19 protein-coding genes are annotated in these 19,322 nt (G+C 39.3%); 10 read left to right on the top strand and 9 right to left on the bottom strand.

Annotated elements, in window-relative coordinates:
• The first annotated feature begins 123 nt into the window (after nucleotides 1–123).
• Nucleotides 124–2,319, top strand: a complete 2,196-nt coding sequence (locus QHT84_RS09950) for a TonB-dependent receptor domain-containing protein (RefSeq protein WP_283239415.1) — start codon at nucleotides 124–126, stop codon at nucleotides 2,317–2,319.
• A gap of 47 nt (nucleotides 2,320–2,366) precedes the next feature.
• Here the strand turns inward: QHT84_RS09950 and clpX are convergent, their stop codons facing one another.
• From clpX to QHT84_RS09930, 4 genes are all read right to left on the bottom strand, one after another.
• The gene (gene clpX, locus QHT84_RS09945) at nucleotides 2,367–3,596 is read right to left on the bottom strand and encodes an ATP-dependent Clp protease ATP-binding subunit ClpX (protein ID WP_283239414.1); all 1,230 of its coding nucleotides are present in this window, start codon (nucleotides 3,594–3,596) and stop codon (nucleotides 2,367–2,369) included.
• Between the two features lie 95 nt (nucleotides 3,597–3,691).
• On the bottom strand, nucleotides 3,692–4,348 hold the full coding sequence (gene clpP, locus QHT84_RS09940; RefSeq protein WP_283239413.1) for an ATP-dependent Clp endopeptidase proteolytic subunit ClpP: 657 nt from the start codon (nucleotides 4,346–4,348) through the stop codon (nucleotides 3,692–3,694).
• Between the two features lie 290 nt (nucleotides 4,349–4,638).
• Nucleotides 4,639–5,973, bottom strand: coding sequence for a trigger factor (gene tig, locus QHT84_RS09935; protein ID WP_283239412.1), 1,335 nt, complete (start codon nucleotides 5,971–5,973; stop codon nucleotides 4,639–4,641).
• A 90-nt stretch (nucleotides 5,974–6,063) separates the two neighbouring features.
• Nucleotides 6,064–6,411: a phage holin family protein gene (locus QHT84_RS09930; protein WP_283239411.1), complete on the bottom strand. Its 348-nt coding sequence runs from the start codon at nucleotides 6,409–6,411 to the stop codon at nucleotides 6,064–6,066.
• Nucleotides 6,412–6,655: 244 nt separating this feature from the next.
• On the opposite strand from QHT84_RS09930, the gene QHT84_RS09925 reads away from it, so the two are divergent.
• Complete coding sequence (locus QHT84_RS09925) at nucleotides 6,656–7,582, top strand: T9SS-dependent choice-of-anchor J family protein (protein WP_283239410.1); 927 nt, start codon at nucleotides 6,656–6,658, stop codon at nucleotides 7,580–7,582.
• 48 nt (nucleotides 7,583–7,630) lie between these two features.
• Here the strand turns inward: QHT84_RS09925 and QHT84_RS09920 are convergent, their stop codons facing one another.
• Together QHT84_RS09920 and QHT84_RS09915 are read right to left on the bottom strand one after the other, a co-directional pair.
• Nucleotides 7,631–8,392, bottom strand: a complete 762-nt coding sequence (locus tag QHT84_RS09920; protein ID WP_283239409.1) for an alpha/beta fold hydrolase — start codon at nucleotides 8,390–8,392, stop codon at nucleotides 7,631–7,633.
• Nucleotides 8,392–9,105, bottom strand: coding sequence for a pyridoxine 5'-phosphate synthase (locus tag QHT84_RS09915; protein ID WP_283239408.1), 714 nt, complete (start codon nucleotides 9,103–9,105; stop codon nucleotides 8,392–8,394). The genes QHT84_RS09920 and QHT84_RS09915 overlap by 1 nt, the downstream gene beginning before the upstream one ends.
• A 102-nt stretch (nucleotides 9,106–9,207) precedes the next feature.
• Here QHT84_RS09915 and QHT84_RS09910 point away from each other — a divergent pair, with 102 nt between their 5' ends.
• From QHT84_RS09910 to murI, 8 genes are all read left to right on the top strand, one after another.
• A complete protein-coding gene (locus QHT84_RS09910) occupies nucleotides 9,208–9,867 on the top strand; it encodes a CBS domain-containing protein (RefSeq protein WP_283239407.1) in 660 nt (219 codons plus the stop codon).
• Between the two features lie 54 nt (nucleotides 9,868–9,921).
• Nucleotides 9,922–10,803 carry an NAD kinase gene (locus tag QHT84_RS09905; RefSeq protein WP_283239406.1) on the top strand — a complete coding sequence of 294 codons (882 nt, stop codon included), beginning with the start codon at nucleotides 9,922–9,924 and terminating at the stop codon, nucleotides 10,801–10,803.
• Between the two features lie 165 nt (nucleotides 10,804–10,968).
• The gene (porG, locus tag QHT84_RS09900) at nucleotides 10,969–11,655 is read left to right on the top strand and encodes a type IX secretion system protein PorG (RefSeq protein ID WP_283239405.1); all 687 of its coding nucleotides are present in this window, start codon (nucleotides 10,969–10,971) and stop codon (nucleotides 11,653–11,655) included.
• Nucleotides 11,656–11,658: 3 nt separating this feature from the next.
• Nucleotides 11,659–12,399, top strand: coding sequence for an isoprenyl transferase (locus QHT84_RS09895; RefSeq protein ID WP_283239404.1), 741 nt, complete (start codon nucleotides 11,659–11,661; stop codon nucleotides 12,397–12,399).
• The gene (bamA, locus tag QHT84_RS09890) at nucleotides 12,332–15,079 is read left to right on the top strand and encodes an outer membrane protein assembly factor BamA (protein WP_283239403.1); all 2,748 of its coding nucleotides are present in this window, start codon (nucleotides 12,332–12,334) and stop codon (nucleotides 15,077–15,079) included. Before QHT84_RS09895 ends, bamA begins: the two co-directional genes overlap by 68 nt.
• Nucleotides 15,080–15,113: 34 nt before the next feature.
• Entirely contained in the window at nucleotides 15,114–16,106 is a 993-nt protein-coding gene (locus QHT84_RS09885; RefSeq protein ID WP_283239402.1) for an OmpH family outer membrane protein, read from the top strand.
• A 33-nt stretch (nucleotides 16,107–16,139) separates the two neighbouring features.
• Nucleotides 16,140–16,640 (top strand): OmpH family outer membrane protein, encoded by a 501-nt coding sequence (locus QHT84_RS09880; protein WP_283239401.1) that lies wholly within the window; start codon nucleotides 16,140–16,142, stop codon nucleotides 16,638–16,640.
• Nucleotides 16,641–16,712: 72 nt separating this feature from the next.
• On the top strand, nucleotides 16,713–17,492 hold the full coding sequence (gene murI / locus QHT84_RS09875) for a glutamate racemase (protein ID WP_283239400.1): 780 nt from the start codon (nucleotides 16,713–16,715) through the stop codon (nucleotides 17,490–17,492).
• A 149-nt stretch (nucleotides 17,493–17,641) separates the two neighbouring features.
• On the opposite strand, the gene QHT84_RS09870 is transcribed toward murI, so the two are convergent.
• From QHT84_RS09870 to QHT84_RS09860, 3 genes are all read right to left on the bottom strand, one after another.
• Nucleotides 17,642–18,160 (bottom strand): gamma carbonic anhydrase family protein, encoded by a 519-nt coding sequence (locus QHT84_RS09870; protein ID WP_283239399.1) that lies wholly within the window; start codon nucleotides 18,158–18,160, stop codon nucleotides 17,642–17,644.
• 40 nt (nucleotides 18,161–18,200) lie between these two features.
• Nucleotides 18,201–19,199: a PorP/SprF family type IX secretion system membrane protein gene (locus tag QHT84_RS09865; RefSeq protein ID WP_283239398.1), complete on the bottom strand. Its 999-nt coding sequence runs from the start codon at nucleotides 19,197–19,199 to the stop codon at nucleotides 18,201–18,203.
• A 6-nt stretch (nucleotides 19,200–19,205) separates the two neighbouring features.
• Nucleotides 19,206–19,322 (bottom strand): T9SS type B sorting domain-containing protein (locus tag QHT84_RS09860; protein ID WP_283239549.1); only part of this gene is annotated, 117 nt, incomplete at its 5' end.

Raw genomic sequence — 19,322 nt, 5'->3', positions numbered from 1 at the left:
TGAAGTTCCTAAAAGCATTCTTGTACCTTCCGAAAATATTTGCTAAAAATTTCATTGATGGTGTAACATTTGGTTGTTCCGAAAGTCTTACATGACAATCATCAATCAAACAATCAATCACCAATGAAATCACTAAGCATTACCTTATGCTTGCTCTTTACGAGTATGCTTTTTGCACAGGAAGCACCGAAAACAGACGAAAACAAAGCTTCCGAAAACCCCAACGAATTAAAAGAAGTTACTGTTTACGGCAACAAAAAACAGTACCTTAAAGTCGAATCCGACAAAACCACCATTAGTGTGCGCGACAATGCCATGCTCAACAGTGGCAGTAGTTTGGAAGCCGTAAAAAAAATTCCCGGCGTAATTACCTCGCCCACCGGAACCATTACTTTAAACAGTAAAGGCGTTACTATTTATATTGATGGCGCTCCGAGTTCCTTGAGCGGAAATGATTTGCAAAACTACTTGGCTACTTTACCGGCCAACGCCATTGAGAAAGTGGAACTCATTTACAATCCCGGCGCTTCTTTTGATGCCGATGCCAGCGGTTCCATCATCAATATCGTAACCAGCAGTAAACGTAAAAAAGGCATTAACGCCAGTTTTAACATCAATTACAATTTTAATGAATACCAAAAACCGAGTCCGCAAATTTTATTAAACGGAAAGGTGAAAGACTTGAGTTGGCAAACCATGATTGGGTACAACTACATCGACAGCGAAAGCAAAAACAATAATGATCAAACCTTTACCTCTTTTGATCCGGATGAACATTTGTTTCAAAAGAATTTTGCACAATTCACCAATCGTAATTTTTATTGGCGAACCGGAACCAATTACAAAATCAATGAAAAGTCGAATCTTTTATTCAACTATAATTTGAATTTGGGCAACGATCGCATTACCAGCAAAGCCCGTACGGCCGGAACCGGAATTGATTTTTACAACAATGGTTTATCGAAAATGAAAAATAGTGTAAACGAACTGAGTTTGCAATACAAAACAAAACTCGACACCTTAGGCAGAGCCTTTGATGTCACGGCTTACAGCAACTTCTTTAATCGCACGCCCAACACGACTTCTGTCGGACAAAACAATGGCGATGCCACCTACTATAATGGAAAAATCGACTTTAATTTGGCTAATTATTATTTGAAATATGATTTTACCATTCCGTTTAAAAAGTTGGATTTCTCGTTAAATACGGGTGGAAAATTCAATTATATCAAAGTAGAAGACAAAGGTATTTACAATTTGAATTCCCCCGTAAACAGTGTCATCGATTTTGATTACGATGAAACCAACTTGGCTTTTTATGTAGAAGCGCGAAAAAAATTCAAAAAATTGAGTTTGACCGCCGGTTTGCGTTTTGAAGATTATAAAGTAGATCGTTTGGCCATTCAGGAAGGCAATGAAACCAAAGTCAACTTTACGAACTCAAATTTTTTCCCGAATGCGAGTGCTTTGTATGAGTTTAGCGAAAATATGAACTTGTCGGCTTCGTACTCCAAGAAAATTTTCCAAGCCGATTACAATGTATTGGACCCGAATAATTTTGCCAACTTCGACCAATACAACACCTCGCAAGGAAATCCGTTTTTGGATCCGGCGTTTTTTGACAACTTCGAGTTGAAACTGACGGCGTTTCAATTTGTAAATATCGGTGGAAATTATACCATTGCTCGAGACAGAAACAATTTTATTTTCACTGCCGAACCGGGCGAATTGGTAAGCAACCAAACTTTCCAACAGTTTGACAAAGTCAAAACCATGAGCTTGTTTGCTTCGTTTCCGGTGCCATTGGATTACTTCTTTAAAGGTAAAGAAGAGTTTCAAAAGCGTATGAATAACATGGATAAGATGAATTATATTTTCTTAAATGTGAATTACATCAAAACCACCACGGAAGGCTATACTTTTTCATTTGAGAACAAACCGATTTGGAACTTCTCGGCACAAGCACAATTTATTTTGCCTTGGGATATCAAAAACTCCATGTCGTATTTCATTTTACCGAAAGGCACTTGGGAAATCTATCAAATTACCAAACCGATTCAGCAGTTTGACATTTCGTTCAACAAAGACTTCCTGAACAAAAACCTGAAAATCGGCTTGCATTGTTTTGATGTGTTCAATAAAAACGAGGTAAATGCTTTGGTTTCTTCGACCAATTTGGAAACTAAGTTTTACCAAAAACAGGACACCAGAACCTTCCGAATATCGTTGACCTATAATTTTGGAGATTTGTCTTTGAAAAAAGAAAACACCGAAATCAACATTGAGAAAAACCAATCGGGTGGCGGTTTTATGAAGTAATCGGTTATAATTAGTAAATAAAAAAATCCCTCATATGAGGGATTTTTTTATGACGCTATTTCTAAACGTTTCAATAAGTTTTTGGTCAACGCATCGTGCGTATAATCCAAATCGATGTGGAGTTGTTTTTCCTCCGAACTTGGTAAATCGTACATCGCATCGGTCAGTATCGCTTCGCATAACGAGCGCAAGCCGCGGGCACCGAGTTTGTACTCCAACGCTTTTTCCACTATGTAATCCAACGCTTCGTTCGTGATGGAGAATTCTACTTCGTCCATGGCAAATAGCTTTTCGTATTGCTTAATTAACGCATTTTTCGGTTCGGTTAGAATAGCGCGTAAGGTGGCTTTGTCTAACGGATCCATATGTGTTAATACCGGCAAACGACCGATGATTTCCGGAATTAATCCAAAATCTTTGATGTCTTTGGGGATGATGTATTGCAACAAATTGTCTTTGTCGATACTGTCCGCATTTTTTGAAGTACTATACCCTACGGCTTGACGGTTCAGTCGTTTGGAAATGATTCGCTCGATGCCGTCAAACGCACCACCGGCGATAAATAAAATGTCTTTGGTATTGACTTCCACGAATTTTTGGTCCGGGTGCTTTCTTCCCCCTTTCGGCGGTACGTTTACCACGGTGCCTTCCAGCAATTTCAACATGGCTTGTTGTACCCCTTCTCCGGAAACATCTCGGGTAATAGACGGATTATCGCTTTTACGGGCAATTTTGTCAATTTCGTCTATAAATACGATACCTCTTTCCGCTTTGGCTACATCGTAATCGGCGGCTTGCAACAAACGGGTTAAAATACTTTCCACGTCTTCGCCCACATAACCGGCTTCGGTTAACACGGTGGCATCTACAATCGCTAACGGAACGTCTAACATACGCGCGATGGTTTTAGCTACTAAGGTTTTTCCGGTTCCGGTTTGGCCGACCATGATGATGTTGGATTTTTCAATCTCCACATCTTCCTCATGTTGCAATTGCATCAAACGTTTGTAGTGGTTGTATACGGCTACCGACATGACTTTTTTGGTTTGGTCTTGCCCGATAACGTATTGGTCGAGAAACGCACGGATTTCTTTGGGTTTTTTCAACACCAAATCGGCCGATGGTTTTACGGCATTTCCTTTTAATTCCTCCATCACGATGCCGTGCGCCTGCTCTATACAACGATCACAGACATGTGCATTAATCCCGGCGATTAATAAATTGGTCTCCGGCTTTTTCCTCCCGCAAAAGGAACATTCTAAAACTTGTTTTGCCATTATTTTTTTTAAGGTTCTAAGAATCTGAGGTGCTAAGGTTCTAAGGTTTTTGATTGCTCAGTACCTCAGAACCCTAGCGCCTTAGCGCCTCAATATTATCTTCTTAACACTTCATCAATCATTCCGTACTCTTTGGCTTCATCGGCGATCATCCAATAGTCGCGCTCTGAGTCTTTGTATACTTTTTCGAAAGGTTGGCCGGAATGATGCGAAATGATGTGGTACAATTCGTCTTTCAGTTTCAACATTTCTTTTAAGTTGATTTCCATATCGGAAGCTACCCCTTGAGCGCCGCCTGACGGTTGGTGTATCATGACTCTGGAATGCGGTAACGCGGAACGTTTTCCGGCCGCTCCGGCACACAACAATACGGCACCCATAGACGCTGCCATTCCGGTACAAATCGTAGCCACATCGGGTTTGATATACTGCATGGTATCGTAAATGCCGAGACCGGCATACACGCTTCCGCCCGGAGAGTTGATGTAAATTTGGATGTCTTTAGAGGCGTCAACACTTTCTAAGAATAATAATTGCGCTTGGATGATGTTGGCCATATAATCGTCGACACCCGTTCCCATGAAGATGATTCTGTCCATCATTAAACGCGAAAACACATCGAGTTGCGAAATGTTGAGTTGGCGTTCTTCGATGATATAAGGTGTCATGCTTGCTACGATTTTATCGTAATACAGACTGTTTACGCCGTGTTTTTTGGTCGCAAACTTTTTAAATTCCTTTCCGTAGTCCATTTTAGATTTTGGTTTAAAAGTTTATGAGTTTAAAAGTTTACAGTGGTTCACCGTAAACTTCCTATGATTTTGATTTAGTCAAAGGTTGTGCCTTTTTTAAAAGATGACATTGTGTCGCTTAAGGTTGGAACCCTAGCCCGGATAGTAGTGGAAATCCTTTTTATTGTTTGGAAAAACCCTTCGACTGCGCTCAGGTTGACAACAATAAAAAGATTGGAACGTATAGCCGGATTAGCTTCTAATAAAAAAGCGCCAAATTACTTTGACGCTCAAATATAGTAAATAATCTTTTAGTGTTTCAACTCGCCGTACATGGCTTTGATGAACTCGTCGTAGTTTACTTCTTTGGTTTTGGCTTTTACCTTGTCTTTGAACAAGTTCAACATTTTTTCGTTCATGACTTGTTCAGACAAACGACGCACTTCGTCTTGGTTGGACATCACACGCGCCACGATACCTTGCACATCTTCGTCGGTTGGGTTCATTTGACCGAACTGTGCCATTTGTTTTTTGATGAGCTCAGTCGTGTAGGCTTTTAAATCGTCGAAAGTAATTTGCAACCCGTTATCGGTGATGATTTTACCTTCGATTAATTGGTAACGCAAACCGTTTTCAGATTTAGCGTATTCCGCCTCAGCCTCTTCAGCAGTTAACGGGTTTTCACCGGTAGTTTGGATCCATTTTTTCAAAAACTCGGCCGGTAAATCGAACTTAGTGTTGGCGATTAAGAACTCGGTTACATCGTTTAAGAATTTTTGATCGGCTTGTTGGGCGAATTGTTTTTCAGCGTCTTCTTTGATTTTAGCTTTTAACTCGTCTACCGAAGTTACCACTTTTGGTCCGAATAATTTGTCGAACAACTCTTGGTCTAGAGTAGCCGGTTCGTGCGCAATTACTTCGTCGATAGTGAAGGTTACCTCGATATCCAACCCGTGAACATCATCGTGACCCACGGCTAAATAATCCATTAATTTGTGATCGTCATCGAACAACCCTTTGGTTTTCAGCGTCACTACATCGCCTACTTTTTTACCGATGAATGCTTTTTGCGTTTTTTTGTCGGCGAAAGCGTCGATAGCCAAAGTGGTTCTGTTGTTGATGCCTTTTTCCTCGTTGGCAAAAACACCTGAAACATCGTCTCCGGCTTCCACTACATCTTTAGCGATTAACTTTCCGTATTGTTTTTGGATGCGCGCTACTTGGTCGTTCAACATTTTGTCATCGGCTACGATTTTGTATTGTACCAAGCTGTTTTTAGCGGCTAAATCCACGTTGAATTCCGGTGCTAATCCTAATTCGAATTCGAATTTATAATCTTCAACATCCCAATTGAAATCTTCGGTTACTTTAGGCAGCGGATTTCCTAAGATGTCTAATTTTTCTTCAACTAAATAGTTGTTAAGGTTTTCTTGCAACAATTTGTTTACTTCATCCAACAAAACGGCTTTTCCGTATTGTTTTTGGATTAGACTCATCGGCACAGCTCCTTTTCTGAATCCGGGAATGCTAGCATTTTTTCTATAGTCTGCTAATACTTTTTCTACTTTTTCAGCGTAATCCGATTTTGATACTTCAACGGTAACTACAGCATTTAACGCGTCTACGTTATTTCTTGTGATGTTCATTTCTTGTGTTTTTTACATACTAAAATTGGGTTGCAAAAGTATAACATTTCCGCAACCCAACCAAGTTTTATTAAATTGATTTTTACCTGTTTATTTCGTTTCTCCGGTGAATTGGTAAACCAAGGATTGGGAAAGCGATAAAATGATACTGAACAACATAGCCGTCCAAAAACTAGCAATGTGAAAATCTTTCACAAAATAGCTGCAAAGCAAGATGATAATGGTATTGATAACCAACAGGAATAGCCCTAAGGTAAAAAATGTGACCGGCAGCGTGAAAAGCACTAAAACAGGCTTCACAAAAAAATTAAGCAAGGCCAAAACCACCGCCACTTTAAGCGACGTTTCTATACCGTTATCCAATCTGACCCCTTTCATCAAATGAGATATAATAAGTACTAAAATAGTTGTTATCAATAATCGAAGCAGTAGTTTCATCACAATCAATATTTACATTACAATACTATAGCATTTACCGATACGGAGCAAGATTTTAACAAAAAAGGCCCGACTCCTGTTTTTTTACCCAAAAAAGAAAAAGACTTACTTGATTGATTTTCAAGGTTATTCAAACTCAAAAACAAAATCACTCCTTTATTTTTTTGTTTGAAATCTGTTAAATTTACTAAAAATAAAAAAAATACGTATATATTTGTGACTATTAATCATTTAAAAAAAACGTATGAAAAAATTATTACTTATTGCATTATCTGCAGTCGGATTACAAGCTAGCGCTCAAAACGTATTGTTTGAGGATAGTTTTGAAACTTACAATGATTTTATCATTACGGGTATTGGTAACTGGTCTACACTTGACTTAGATTTAAGACCTACCTATACCGGTGGTGCTGACAATCCGACATGGGCTAACGCCGGAGCTGTTATGGCGTATCAAATTTTCAACCCAACTACTGCTTTGGTTACCAATGCTACTTCAGGAGCTGAGGTAAGAAATTTTGATCCTCGTACCGGTTCTAAATATGCCGCTTCTTGGGCAGCTGTTCCAGGAGCTGGAAATGTTGCAAACAATGATTGGTTAATCAGCCCTCCTATTACTCTTGGTAGTTCAGGAAATGAATTGTCAGTTTGGGTAAAATCAATGTCTAGTACTTACGGATTAGAAGACTACAGTATCGGTGTATACGTGGGAAGCGGAACACCAACCTCAGGTGATGATTTCATTTTGTTCCTTGATGCGTTGGGTGCTGAAGCTCCGTATCCAAACTGGGAAGAAGTAGTTCTTTCTTTAGATGACTACAGCGGACAAACTATCAGAGTAGGAATCAGAAATGAAGGCTTAGACCAATATATGTTTATGGTGGACGATTTTAAAGTAACTACAGCTGATTTAGGTGTTAATGAAGCTTTCGCCAGAAAGTTCAATACGTATCCGAATCCTGCCAGCAACGTAGTAACGGTATCGAACAACTACAATATTCTTTTAACTGATGTTACTGTTACTGACATTAACGGTAGAGTGGTAAAATCGATGAAAGTAAACAACTTGGCTGAAGTTCAAGTTAATGTTGCTGAATTAAACGCTGGTGTTTATTTCATGAACATTGATACAGATTCAGGAAAAGTGGTTAAAAAATTCATCAAGAGTTAATACATAACCCTTAATAAAACAAAAACCCTTTCAATTGAAAGGGTTTTTTTATTTTAGAAACGTAATTGTCTCCTCAAAAAAAAGTTTCGGATTCTCTGCATGAAGCCAATGACCAACATTCGGAATGGTTACTAACGACATATTGGGAAAGTGTTTTCTAATACTCGGAACATCCGTGTCCAAAATGTATTTGGAATTACCGCCCCGAACAAACATCGTGGGTTTCTCAAAATAATTTTCGGCCGGCAATGCTTCACCTATACTTTCAATTTTCGCATTAAAAACTTTTAAATTGAATCGAAAGGCCAACTGACCCGGCTCAACCCAATAAAGGTTCTTCATTAAAAATTGTCGTGTACCGAAATCGGGAATATACGGATATAAGGTTTCTTCTACTTGGTTCCTATCGGGCTTCCCGGCAAAGTCTATGGCGTTCAACCCGGCCAAAATGTCTTGATGGTGTGGTGGGTAATATTTCGGACCAATGTCCGCCACAATTAATTTTTCAACCAGTTCTGGATAAGAAGTGGCTAAGAGCATGGCGACCTTACCACCCATCGAATGTCCAATGACATTAATATTTTGCAATTGATGGTTCTGACAATAGTCTAACACATCTTTTGCCATTACAGCATAGCTGAATTCATCCGAATGAAAACTTCTTCCGTGGTTACGCAAATCAAGCATATGCACTTGAAACCCTTCGGCGGCATAAAGCGAGCCGAATGATTTCCAATTATCGGACATGCCGAGAAAACCATGAATGATAACAAGTGGCTTGCCTTCACCTTCTATTCTGGAGTATAACATTACTTGAGTTTGTTTAAGTACATATTGACCACATTCTCTAATCCCAAATACAAGGCTTCGGAAATTAAGGCATGTCCGATGGAAACCTCTAACAATCCGGGGATATTGTCCTTAAAAAACTTGATGTTCTCCAAACTTAAATCGTGACCGGCATTAATCCCTAATTCCAACTCATTAGCCAAAACAGCCGCTTTTATGTAGGGCTCTATTCCGGCTTTGTTGCCTAAACCATATTGGTGCGCATAGGATTCGGTATACAATTCAATCCGATCGGTACCGGTTTTTTTGGCCCCTTCAATCATTTCCAAAACGGGATCAACAAAAATAGACGTACGAATTCCGTTTCTTTTGAATTCGGCAATTACCTCGGTTAAATAGGCTTGAAAATGTATGGTGTCCCAACCGGCCGAAGACGTAATGGCACCAATCGCATCGGGCACCAAGGTCACTTGCGTAGGGCTACACTCCAAAACCAAATCGATGAAATTATGTTGCGGATTGCCTTCAATATTAAATTCAGTGTAGACGACCGATTTTAAATCACGGGCATCTTGGTAACGAATGTGTCGTTCATCCGGGCGCGGATGAATAGTAATGCCTTGGGCACCAAATCGTTGTATGTCTTTAGCAACTTGAAGCAAATCGGGCACATTACCCCCGCGGGCATTTCGTAAAGTAGCTATTTTATTGATATTGACACTTAACTTTGTCATCTTTTTTCAGCTTAAAATTCGGTTACAAAAATACAAAGTAAAAGTACGTCTTCATGTCCCAAATTTTGATTATTTTGCAGTCGATAAACAAGACCGACATTCATGAGAGAACTTTCGGAATACATTAATAACGATTTTAAGCCTTTTTCAAGCACTGAACTGGTGGGTGTCATTCAGGACTTTTTTGCCGATAGCACGTTTTCCCATTTCCCTGTTTTAGACAACGGGGTCTATTTGGGGTGTATTTCGGCTGTGGATGCAGAAACTTTTGAATCCGAAAAAACCACTCATGATTACCGATACGCTCTGGAAGGTTTCTTTGTCAGAACCAGTATGATTTGGTTGGACGTTTTAGAAGTTTTTGCTCGAAATAACGCCAATCTGGTTCCTATTTTAGATGAAAACAATACGTACATCGGCTATTACGAAATCACAGATGTGATTAAGTTTTTAAACGAGACCCCGTTCCTCAAAGAAACGGGGGGTATCATCGTGGTTGAAAAGACGGCCAATGACTATTCTATGAGTCAAATCGCTCAAATAGTGGAAAGCAACAACGGCAAATTGTTGGGCATTTTCGTTTCAGCGGCTACTGCAGAAAAAGTACAAATTACCATCAAAACTACACTGGGCGGTATAAATGAGATTATTCAAACATTTCGTCGTTACAACTATGACATCATATCTGAGCACCACGAAGATCATTACCTGAATAATCTCAAAGAGCGCTCTGAATATTTGGACAAATATTTAAACATCTAGACGGTTGCAAAGTATACTGCAACGCATTCTGTTATCAACTTAGAGCCGCATATTATGAAAGTCGCCATCTTCGGACAATACTATCAAAACGATACCAGACCTATTATAAAAGACATTTTTGTTTTTTTTAATAAAAACCAGGTGGAGTTAGTGATTGAAGAAAAGTTTTTGAAAATACTACACGAAGAAAAAATTGTTGAGAAGCAGTACCAAACCTTTTCCTCTCACCTGGATTTAGACGCTTCTTTTGACATCTTAATTAGTATCGGAGGCGACGGTACCATTCTCAGGGCGGTTACTTTTGTAAGAGATTCCGGCATCCCGGTTCTGGGCGTAAATGCGGGTCGATTGGGCTTTTTAGCCAAAGTGCAAAAAGAAAATATCGAATCTTTCCTCCGGGTGGTATTAGAAAAAAAATACACTATTTCACAGAGAAGCTTATTGGGAATAGAAATCAATCCCGACAACCAAGACATAGACATTGAGTTTGCTATGAATGAAATTTCGGTAAGCCGAAAAGACACGACCTCGATGATAACTATTGAAACGTATCTCAACGAGGAATACCTCAATTCGTATTGGGCAGACGGTTTAATCATTTCTACACCAACCGGCTCAACCGGCTACTCATTGAGTTGCGGCGGCCCAATTTTAACTCCCGATGTTAAAGGTTTGGTTATTACACCCATTGCTCCTCATAACTTAACCGCACGTCCGTTAGTAGTTCCCGACAATCTTGAAATAAGATTAAAAGTTTCAGGAAGAGAAGAACAATATTTGGTTTCTTTAGACTCCCGAATTACCTACATTAGCAATAATGCCGAACTGAAAATCAAAAAAACTCCGTTTGTGATAAATATGGTGGAAATACCTGAAGAAACTTTTTTTAAAACCCTTCGCAACAAATTGCTTTGGGGCCAGGACAAGAGAAATTAGAAAAAAAGCACCTTACATTATACTACATCCCAAAAAAATTCGTTTTAGATTGTAATCAGTATTAATCACTGTAATTGTCAATACTTTATTTTATTTAGCAGAAATACGAAATTCATGCTGCATAAGTACTGATAATTATTATATTTGCACGCTATTTTCAATTTAATGAAAAGGATTTTAGTATTATTTTTTGGTTTGATTTTTCAAAATTTTTTGAATGCCCAAATTCATGAAATCGGGCTCTTTCTCGGAGGGAGTAATTTCATAGGTGACGTTGGTAAAACCAATTATATATCACCCAATGAACCGGCGATTGGCATATTGTATAAATGGAATAAAAGTCCGCGACACTCGTATAGATTTTCTTACACGCAGACAACCCTGTCAGGCAATGATGCCGACTCTGAAGTTCCGGGACGATATGCACGAGGATACCGATTTAAAAATAATATTAAAGAACTATCGGCAGGCATGGAATTTAATTTTTTTGAATTCAATCTGCATGAAGAATTAGACAAAATAGTAACGCCGTACGTGTATACCGGTTTGGCCTATTTTGCCTATGACGAATTGTATGTCGTAAACGGAATAACCAAAAAAGATTACACTGAAGGCAGTTTAGCCATACCGATGACGGTAGGCATTAAAAGCAACGTCATTAAAAACTTTGTTCTGGGATTAGAAGTTGGTGCTCGCTACACTTTTACGGATAACTTAGACGGAAGTTTGCCCAAAAACGAAAATTTAGCGCCATTACAATTTGGCAACATAAACAGTAAAGATTGGTATGTGTTTACAGGTTTTACATTAACATATACCTTTGGCGACAAGCCATGTTACTGTGCAGAATAGACAATGAATTTGATTGAAAAAATAGACACGAACAGATTACCCAAACATCTAGCCATCATCATGGATGGCAATGGCCGTTGGGCTAAACAGAAAGGTCTATTGCGCGCCTTCGGACATGAAAACGGCACAAAATCGGTACGCATAACCGTGGAAACCTGCGCTAAATTAGGCATCGAAAACCTTACTTTGTATGCCTTTTCCACCGAAAATTGGAATCGCCCCAAATTGGAAGTGGATACACTCATGAAACTTTTAATTTCCTCTCTGAAAAACGAGTTGGAAACCCTTCAAAAAAACAACATTCGATTAAACTGCATCGGCAATATTGACAGGCTGCCCGAAAAAGCAAAAAACGAACTGTTAACCGTAATCGAAAAAACCAAAAACAACAGCAGAATGACCCTAACTTTGGCGCTAAGTTATGGCTCCAGAGAAGAATTGTTAAATGCTGTTAAAATTATAAGTGATAAAGTTAAAAATAATATAATTTCAACAGACTCTCTTGATGAATCAATTATTAATCAGCATCTTTACACGCACAATTTACCCGATGTAGATTTGGTAATCAGAACCAGCGGTGAACATCGCATCAGCAATTTTCTGCTATGGCAAATAGCCTATGCAGAATTTTATTTTACCGATGTTTTATGGCCCGATTTTAAAGAAGCAGATTTATATGAAGCCATTGTCAGCTATCAAAAAAGAGAACGAAGATTTGGAAAAACAAGTGAACAGATTAAATAATATTTCAGTGCAAATTACACCTAAAAAAATATTCCTTATCCTTTTATTTTTTGGAACTATTTTTCAATTACAAGCCCAGGACAGATTACCTTTTGACCAAGGAAGAAAATATATTTTAGCCGATGTTAAAGTAAACGGTAAAATCAGTTATAATCAACAAACAGTGGTTACTTTTACCGGTTTGGAGAAAGGACAGGAAATAACCGTACCCGGTGAGCAAATTAGTAATGCCATCAAAAAACTGGGGAAGTTGGGTCTTTTCAGCAACATTGATTTTTATGTTAACAAAACCGAAGGAGACAGCATTTGGCTCGATTTGGATATTGCCGAGCTACCGAAATTAAGTGAAGTGAAGTTCAAGGGAATTAAAAAATCGAAAGAAGAAGCACTAATCAAAGACAATTCCTTGACCAAAGGAAAAATTGTTAACGAAAACCTGATTACCACTACCAAAAACTACATCGAAAACAAATACAAAAAAGACGGTTATTACAAAGCCAAAGTTTTCATCACCACTACACCCGATACCACCGAAGGCAATCAGGTAAAAATGTTGGTGAATATCGATCGCGGTGATAAACTCAAAATTTCTAAAATAAGTTTTGAGGGCAACGAAAAATTCTCGGATAAAAAACTGAGAGGTGCCATGAAAAACACCAAACAAATTAACCCGATTCGCATCTTTAAGGCTTCCAAATTTATCAAAGATAAATACCAGGAAGACTTAGCTTCTATCGTTGACAAGTACAAAGAAAAAGGATACCGCGATGCTCGGGTCATTAAAGATTCGGTGTTTTTAAATGCTAAAAAATCAAAGTTGGCTATCAACATCAAAGTCGAAGAAGGGCGAAAATATTACTTTGGTGACATTAAATTTTTAGGAAATTCGGTGTATTCCGATCAATTGTTAGGACGAATCCTCGGAATTAAAAAAGGGGAAACCTACAATGGTGTTTTGCTGGAAAAAAGAATAGCCGATAAAACCAAACCGGATGGTGAAGATTTAACCAATTTATACCAAAACAACGGTTATCTATTCTCAAACATTAATGCGGTAGAGGTTAAAACTGCTAACGACACCATCGATTTTGAAATCAGAATTGTGGAAGGCCCAATTGCTTACTTCAATAACATTACAGTAGTCGGCAACGACAAAACTAACGATCGTGTAATTTACCGTGAATTAAGAACCAAACCGGGACAAAAGTACAGCAAAGAAGATTTAGTACGAACCATTCGAGAAATCGGACAATTGGGTTTCTTTGACCCCGAGGCAATTGACCCTAAATTTAAAAACGTGGATCCGGCAGCCGGAACCGTTGATATTGAATACAATGTAGTTGAAAAAGGATCCAGCCAAATTGAGCTTCAAGGTGGTTACGGCGGTGGCGGTTTCATCGGAACCCTCGGATTGTCATTCAACAACTTCTCCGCCAGAAACATGTTCAAGAAAGAAGCCTACAAACCTTTACCTATGGGTGACGGACAAAAAGTATCGCTTCGTTTACAAGCCAGTTCGTTTTTCCAAACCTACAGCTTGTCATTCTCCGAACCTTGGTTGGGCGGAAAAAAACCAATACAATTCTCGACATCGTTATCACACAGTAAACAATTTTTGTACTCCGGAAGATCAAGTAATGTAGACCGAAGCAAAAGCTTTAACATCACATCCTTATCGGTAGGGTATGCCAAAAGATTAACGGTGCCGGATGATTTCTTTGTATTTTCAAACTCGGTGAGCTTCCAGTACTACGACTTAAATAATTACAACACCGGATTATTTACGTTTGGAGACGGTGCCTCGAGAAACTTGGCCTTTACATTAGGCTTGAGCCGAAACAACAAAGGGGTAAATCCTATCTATCCTACGTATGGTTCAGAGTTTAGCTTGTCGGCTAAATTCACTTTACCGTATTCTGCGTTCAACGGTATCGATTACGGCAATTTAGAAAACTTAGAAGCCTATAAAATAAAATACCAAGAAGATGCCGGTTACACGATAACAGCCAATGCCAGCGGTGAATTACCGGCTCCGGGCGATTATCTGAAAGAAACCACACCAGGTTCCAGAATTTACGAAAAAGTATACAGCTATCAGGATGCCTCTGCCGACAGAGGAAGAGTGGATCAAGAAAAATTCAAATGGCTCGAATACTATAAATTAAAATTCAAAGCCGATTGGTATACCCGTTTGGCCGGCGGCCCTTCAAAAGCGTTGGTGTTACGAGCTTTAGGAGAGTTTGGCTATTTGGGCGCTTACAACAGTGGCCGCGGTTTGGTTCCGTTTGAAAGATTCTTTGTAGGCGGTGACGGATTGGCGAATTTCTCTCTCGATGGCAGGGAAGTGGTACAGTTAAGAGGATATCCGAATCAATCCCTTTCTTCAATTGATGGTGCCACCGTATACAACAAGTTCTCGTTAGAACTTCGTTATCCGTTAACCTTAAAAGCAGCGGCATCCATTTATGCCCTAACCTTTCTAGAAGCCGGTTCTTCTTTTGATACATTCAGAGAATACAACCCGTTTGTACTACAACGATCTGCCGGTTTTGGTATCCGTATCTTTATGCCGGCCTTCGGATTACTCGGAATCGACTTTGCTCACGGTTTCGATCCGGTTCCGGGCTATACACAACCTAACGGTTGGGAGACACATTTTATCATTGGTCAACAATTTTAATTATATTTGGTACATATTTCTAAATCATAATCGTATGAAAAAATGTTTTGCAATAGCATTATTCCTTTTATCCTTAGCATTTCAAGGTAATGCGCAAACTCGTGGTATTAAGGTAGGCTATATCGACATGGAATATATTTTACAAAATGTACCCGATTATACCGAAGCTAAAAACCAATTGGAACAAAAAGCACAAAGATGGAAGCAGGATATCGAAGCGAAAAAAATTGAAATTGCAAAACTAAAAGATGCTTTAAAAACCGAAAGAGCCTTACTGACCCGAGAGTTAATCGATGAACGTGAAGAAGAAATTAAATTTCAAGAATCGGAATTATTAGATTTTCAACAAAAAAAGTTCGGTCCTAACGGCGACCTTATCACCCAAAAAGCCGTTTTGGTAAAACCTATCCAAGACCAAGTATTCAATGCGGTTCAAGATATAGCCGAATTAAAAAAATACGATTATGTGTTCGATAAGTCTTCCGACTTGACCATGCTATTTGCAGCCAAAAGACACGACATCAGCGACCAAGTCATTCGTGCCATTACGCGTGCCGAAAGAAGGGAGCAACTTTCTAAAAAAGAACTCAAAGAGCAAGAGAAAAAAGAATACCAAGAAGACGTAGAGGATGAGAATCCGGCGCTTGCTGCTCGCAAAAAAGCCTTGGAAGAAAAGAAAGCACAACGTGACAAATTAGTGGCCGATCGCAAAGCCGCTGCCGAAGCACGCAAAAAAGAACAAGAAGAAAAACGCAAACAAGCCGCCGCCGAAAAAGAAGCTAAAAAAAATGGCACGGTTCCTGCTACCGATAAAACGGCCGGCGATAAACCCGCTGCTGAAACCAACGATAAGTCGTCAGATTCATCCAAAACATCAGATCCGAAAGCGGATAAAGCTGCCGCCAGAGCCAAACTGATTGAAGACAAGAAAAAAGCCCTGGAAGAAAGAAAGAAAAAAATATTAGAAGAAAGAGAAGCTGCCAAAAAAGCCAAAGAGGAAAAAAGCAGCCAACCCAAAACCGAGTAAATAATAACAAATAATAATTAATACCTTTTAAAAATGAAACGATTGAAATCATTACTAATAGCTACTGTATTGTTTTTAGGCGCAAACCAAGCTATCAATGCCCAAGCTAAAACGGCACATGTAGATGTAAATGAAATTATTTCTAAAATGCCGGCGATGTTAGATGCACAAAAACAATTAGAAAAATTGAGTGCTACTTACGATGCAGAATACAAAACTATGGCTCAAGAATATCAGGCTAAAATTGAGAAATACGACAAAGAAGCTTCTACTGTGGGTGACGCCGTAAACCAAACGCGTCAAACGGAAGTACAAGACTTGGTAAAAAGAATCACAGATTACAGAGACAACGCTCAAAAAGAGTTGCAAAAGAAAGAAGCCGACTTGGTGAAACCATTGATGGAAAAAATCAAAGCTTCTATCGCTAAAGTAGGAAAAGCTAAAGGATACCAATACGTGTTAAACGTGGCCGACTTATTGTTAGCCGACGGTCCGGACTTAACTGCTGATGTGAAGAAAGACTTAGGTTTCTAATCTGATAAAAAGATACGTTAAAACTGCTCTGCCGAATTTTCTGCAGAGCAGTTTTTTTATACTTTTGTTACAATGACAAATAACAATCCCATAGGCCTTTTCGATTCCGGTGTAGGCGGAACGTCTATTTGGACAGCCATTCACGAACTGCTGCCACACGAAGACACCATCTATTTGGCCGACAGTAAAAACGCGCCCTACGGACAAAAGTCAAAGGAAGAAATCATTGCGCTCAGCATCAAAAACACGGAGTTTTTACTCAACCAAAATGCCAAAATCATCGTGGTGGCTTGCAACACCGCTACCACTAATGCTATTAAAGAACTCCGAGCCAAATTCGACGTTCCGTTCATCGGTATCGAACCGGCCATCAAACCGGCGGCACTTAACTCTCAAAGTCATACCATCGGTATATTAGCCACACAAGGCACTTTAAACAGTGAACTGTTCCATCAAACCGTCGAAAAATATCAGGACACTAAAATCATCGAACAAATCGGTCATGGCTTGGTGACGCTCATCGAAAACGGTGAGATAGAATCCCCCGAAATGAATCAGCTATTGCATCGTTATCTCGAGCCTATGATTGACGCCAATATCGATTATCTTGTACTCGGTTGCAGTCACTACCCATACCTCATTCCGCAAATCCAAAAAATAGTACCGCCACGTGTCAAAATCATCGATTCGGGGGAAGCCGTTGCCAAACAAACCAAAAAAGTACTGGAAGAAAAAGTGGGTTTGACCAATAACCCGCTCAAAGGAAAGGCTATTTTTTACAGCAATGCCAATCCAAAAGTGCTGAGTGATATCCTCAAAAACAAATACGAAGTGGTACAAAAAGATTTTTAGAAGCCCAACTTTCGGGAATTCTTTATACCCTATTCCCGCTGTCCGCTTCCCTCTTTTTGTTTCGCAAGACTTGCTCGCATACCAACAGCTCTATAAAACAAAAAGGATGTCCGCTGCCATCGGGGCTATAACCAAGCTATCGGCTTCTTTTATTCGCCTTCTTTAAACCAACTTGAATACATCACATAGTTGTTAGATATCCGTTCAATCTCTCCCGCAAAATCCGATTGATTGATGGCCTTCACTTTCTTAGCCGGAACCCCGGCATAAATCGACCCCGATTCTATTACCGTATTTTGCGTAACCACTGCTCCGGCAGCTACAATCGAATTCGACTCCACCACACAATTGTCCATTACAATAGCGCCCATCCCAATCAAAACATTATCCTGAATAGTACACCCATGAACAATCGCATTGTGACCAATTGACACATTATTTCCAATCACGGTTGGGTGCTTTTGGTAAGTGCAATGAATAATCGCGCCGTCTTGAATATTCACCTTATTGCCGATTTTAATGTAATGAACATCCCCGCGCACTACAGCATTAAACCAAATGCTGCAAGAAGTACCAATTACTACATCACCAACAATAGTAGCATTTTCCGCTACATAACAATCCTCAGGGATTTGAGGCATCTTTCCGTTTACTGACTTTATAACCATAAAAAAAGAGTCCCGAACAAATCGGGACTGGTATAGTATATTAATTAATCGCTGGACAATTACAGTGGTATTTCTCCGGTTGACAGAATAAATTAATTCCTAATGTAATTTGGTGAAAACCACCGGCATCAAATTTCACATTGCCGAGTAAATGAGAATAGGTATAAGAGAACACATAGTTCTTAAAATTCACACCCAATATCGGTGTTACGTATTGCATCTTTTGATCGGCAACCGCATTTCCTTCAATAAACTGGGCTCCGTCTAAGCTTCTGCGGTACGATAAGCCACCCCATAACATCCCAAAGTCTAATTCTTTATATGCTTTAATATTTAAGTCAACCGTTTTCTCTTGTGTTTGAGTCACTAATTGAAACATAAATGACGGCTCCCAAAGTATTCTCTCCGAATCCCCAAAAGTATAACCGGCATTCAAAATAAATCGTCTTAAATTAACCGGCTCACGGTCAGAATATAACTTTCTGTCACTGGCCAGAGCATTCTTCACAGTGGCATGAACATAAAAATCCAAAAAATTGTATGAGGCACCAATATCCATGTTAAAATATGAGGCTCTTTGAATGGAACCAAATACTACCGGATCGTAAGTAGGATCATTGGTATAAAAAGTCGACTCATCCAAACTACTTTGTACAAAACCGGCACTCATTCCAAAAGATAGCTGATTCAAATCTACACGGTCACGTGAAAACATCAAGTGATGTGCATACGTCAACTTCATCCCGGTTTGTGAATGATATCCGTTTTTATCATTAAAAACAATTACTCCTCCTCCAGATCTCTCTCCCAGCGACCCGTTGAAACTCAATGTTTGCAATGCAGGAGCGTCTTCTTGACCAAACCACTGCTGTCTGGCAGTCAATCTCAGTTTGGCACAATTTGCAGCTCCAGCCATAGAAGGATGCAACAAATAATAATTGTCTGATAGGTAATCAGAGTATACCGGTAATCCTTCTTGGGAATTTGAAACTTGAGATACAAAAAGTATAGCTAGTAGACAAAATTTTCTAAAATTCATTGTAATTTATCTTTTTAATGAGAAATGGGCTTTAAATTGTTTTATAACTCCTTGTTCCGGATAATCTACCGTAAACCAGTAATCTGTTGATGGCAACGGCACTCCATTATATGTCCCGTCCCA

The organism is Flavobacterium sedimenticola, assembly GCF_030053345.1.
Classification (GTDB): domain Bacteria; phylum Bacteroidota; class Bacteroidia; order Flavobacteriales; family Flavobacteriaceae; genus Flavobacterium; species Flavobacterium sedimenticola.
Note: the sequence above shows the minus strand (reverse complement) of the source record. Positions and strands in the feature narration are given on the sequence as shown.

Bases quoted from the DNA above. Each gene is read 5' to 3' on its own strand.
- QHT84_RS09950 (WP_283239415.1), top strand. From the start codon at position 124: ATGAAATCACTAAGCATTACCTTATGCTTGCTCTTTACGAGTATGCTT.
- QHT84_RS09905 (WP_283239406.1), top strand. From the start codon at position 9,922: ATGAAAGTCGCCATCTTCGGACAATACTATCAAAACGATACCAGACCT.
- bamA (WP_283239403.1), top strand. From the start codon at position 12,332: ATGAAGCCATTGTCAGCTATCAAAAAAGAGAACGAAGATTTGGAAAAA.
- QHT84_RS09865 (WP_283239398.1), bottom strand. From the start codon at position 19,199: ATGAATTTTAGAAAATTTTGTCTACTAGCTATACTTTTTGTATCTCAA.
- QHT84_RS09880 (WP_283239401.1), top strand. From the start codon at position 16,140: ATGAAACGATTGAAATCATTACTAATAGCTACTGTATTGTTTTTAGGC.
- tig (WP_283239412.1), bottom strand. From the start codon at position 5,973: ATGAACATCACAAGAAATAACGTAGACGCGTTAAATGCTGTAGTTACC.
- clpP (WP_283239413.1), bottom strand. From the start codon at position 4,348: ATGGACTACGGAAAGGAATTTAAAAAGTTTGCGACCAAAAAACACGGC.
- QHT84_RS09925 (WP_283239410.1), top strand. From the start codon at position 6,656: ATGAAAAAATTATTACTTATTGCATTATCTGCAGTCGGATTACAAGCT.
- QHT84_RS09895 (WP_283239404.1), top strand. From the start codon at position 11,659: ATGAATTTGATTGAAAAAATAGACACGAACAGATTACCCAAACATCTA.
- clpX (WP_283239414.1), bottom strand. From the start codon at position 3,596: ATGGCAAAACAAGTTTTAGAATGTTCCTTTTGCGGGAGGAAAAAGCCG.
- QHT84_RS09910 (WP_283239407.1), top strand. From the start codon at position 9,208: ATGAGAGAACTTTCGGAATACATTAATAACGATTTTAAGCCTTTTTCA.
- murI (WP_283239400.1), top strand. From the start codon at position 16,713: ATGACAAATAACAATCCCATAGGCCTTTTCGATTCCGGTGTAGGCGGA.
- porG (WP_283239405.1), top strand. From the start codon at position 10,969: ATGAAAAGGATTTTAGTATTATTTTTTGGTTTGATTTTTCAAAATTTT.
- QHT84_RS09930 (WP_283239411.1), bottom strand. From the start codon at position 6,411: ATGAAACTACTGCTTCGATTATTGATAACAACTATTTTAGTACTTATT.
- QHT84_RS09920 (WP_283239409.1), bottom strand. From the start codon at position 8,392: ATGTTATACTCCAGAATAGAAGGTGAAGGCAAGCCACTTGTTATCATT.
- QHT84_RS09870 (WP_283239399.1), bottom strand. From the start codon at position 18,160: ATGGTTATAAAGTCAGTAAACGGAAAGATGCCTCAAATCCCTGAGGAT.
- QHT84_RS09885 (WP_283239402.1), top strand. From the start codon at position 15,114: ATGAAAAAATGTTTTGCAATAGCATTATTCCTTTTATCCTTAGCATTT.
- QHT84_RS09915 (WP_283239408.1), bottom strand. From the start codon at position 9,105: ATGACAAAGTTAAGTGTCAATATCAATAAAATAGCTACTTTACGAAAT.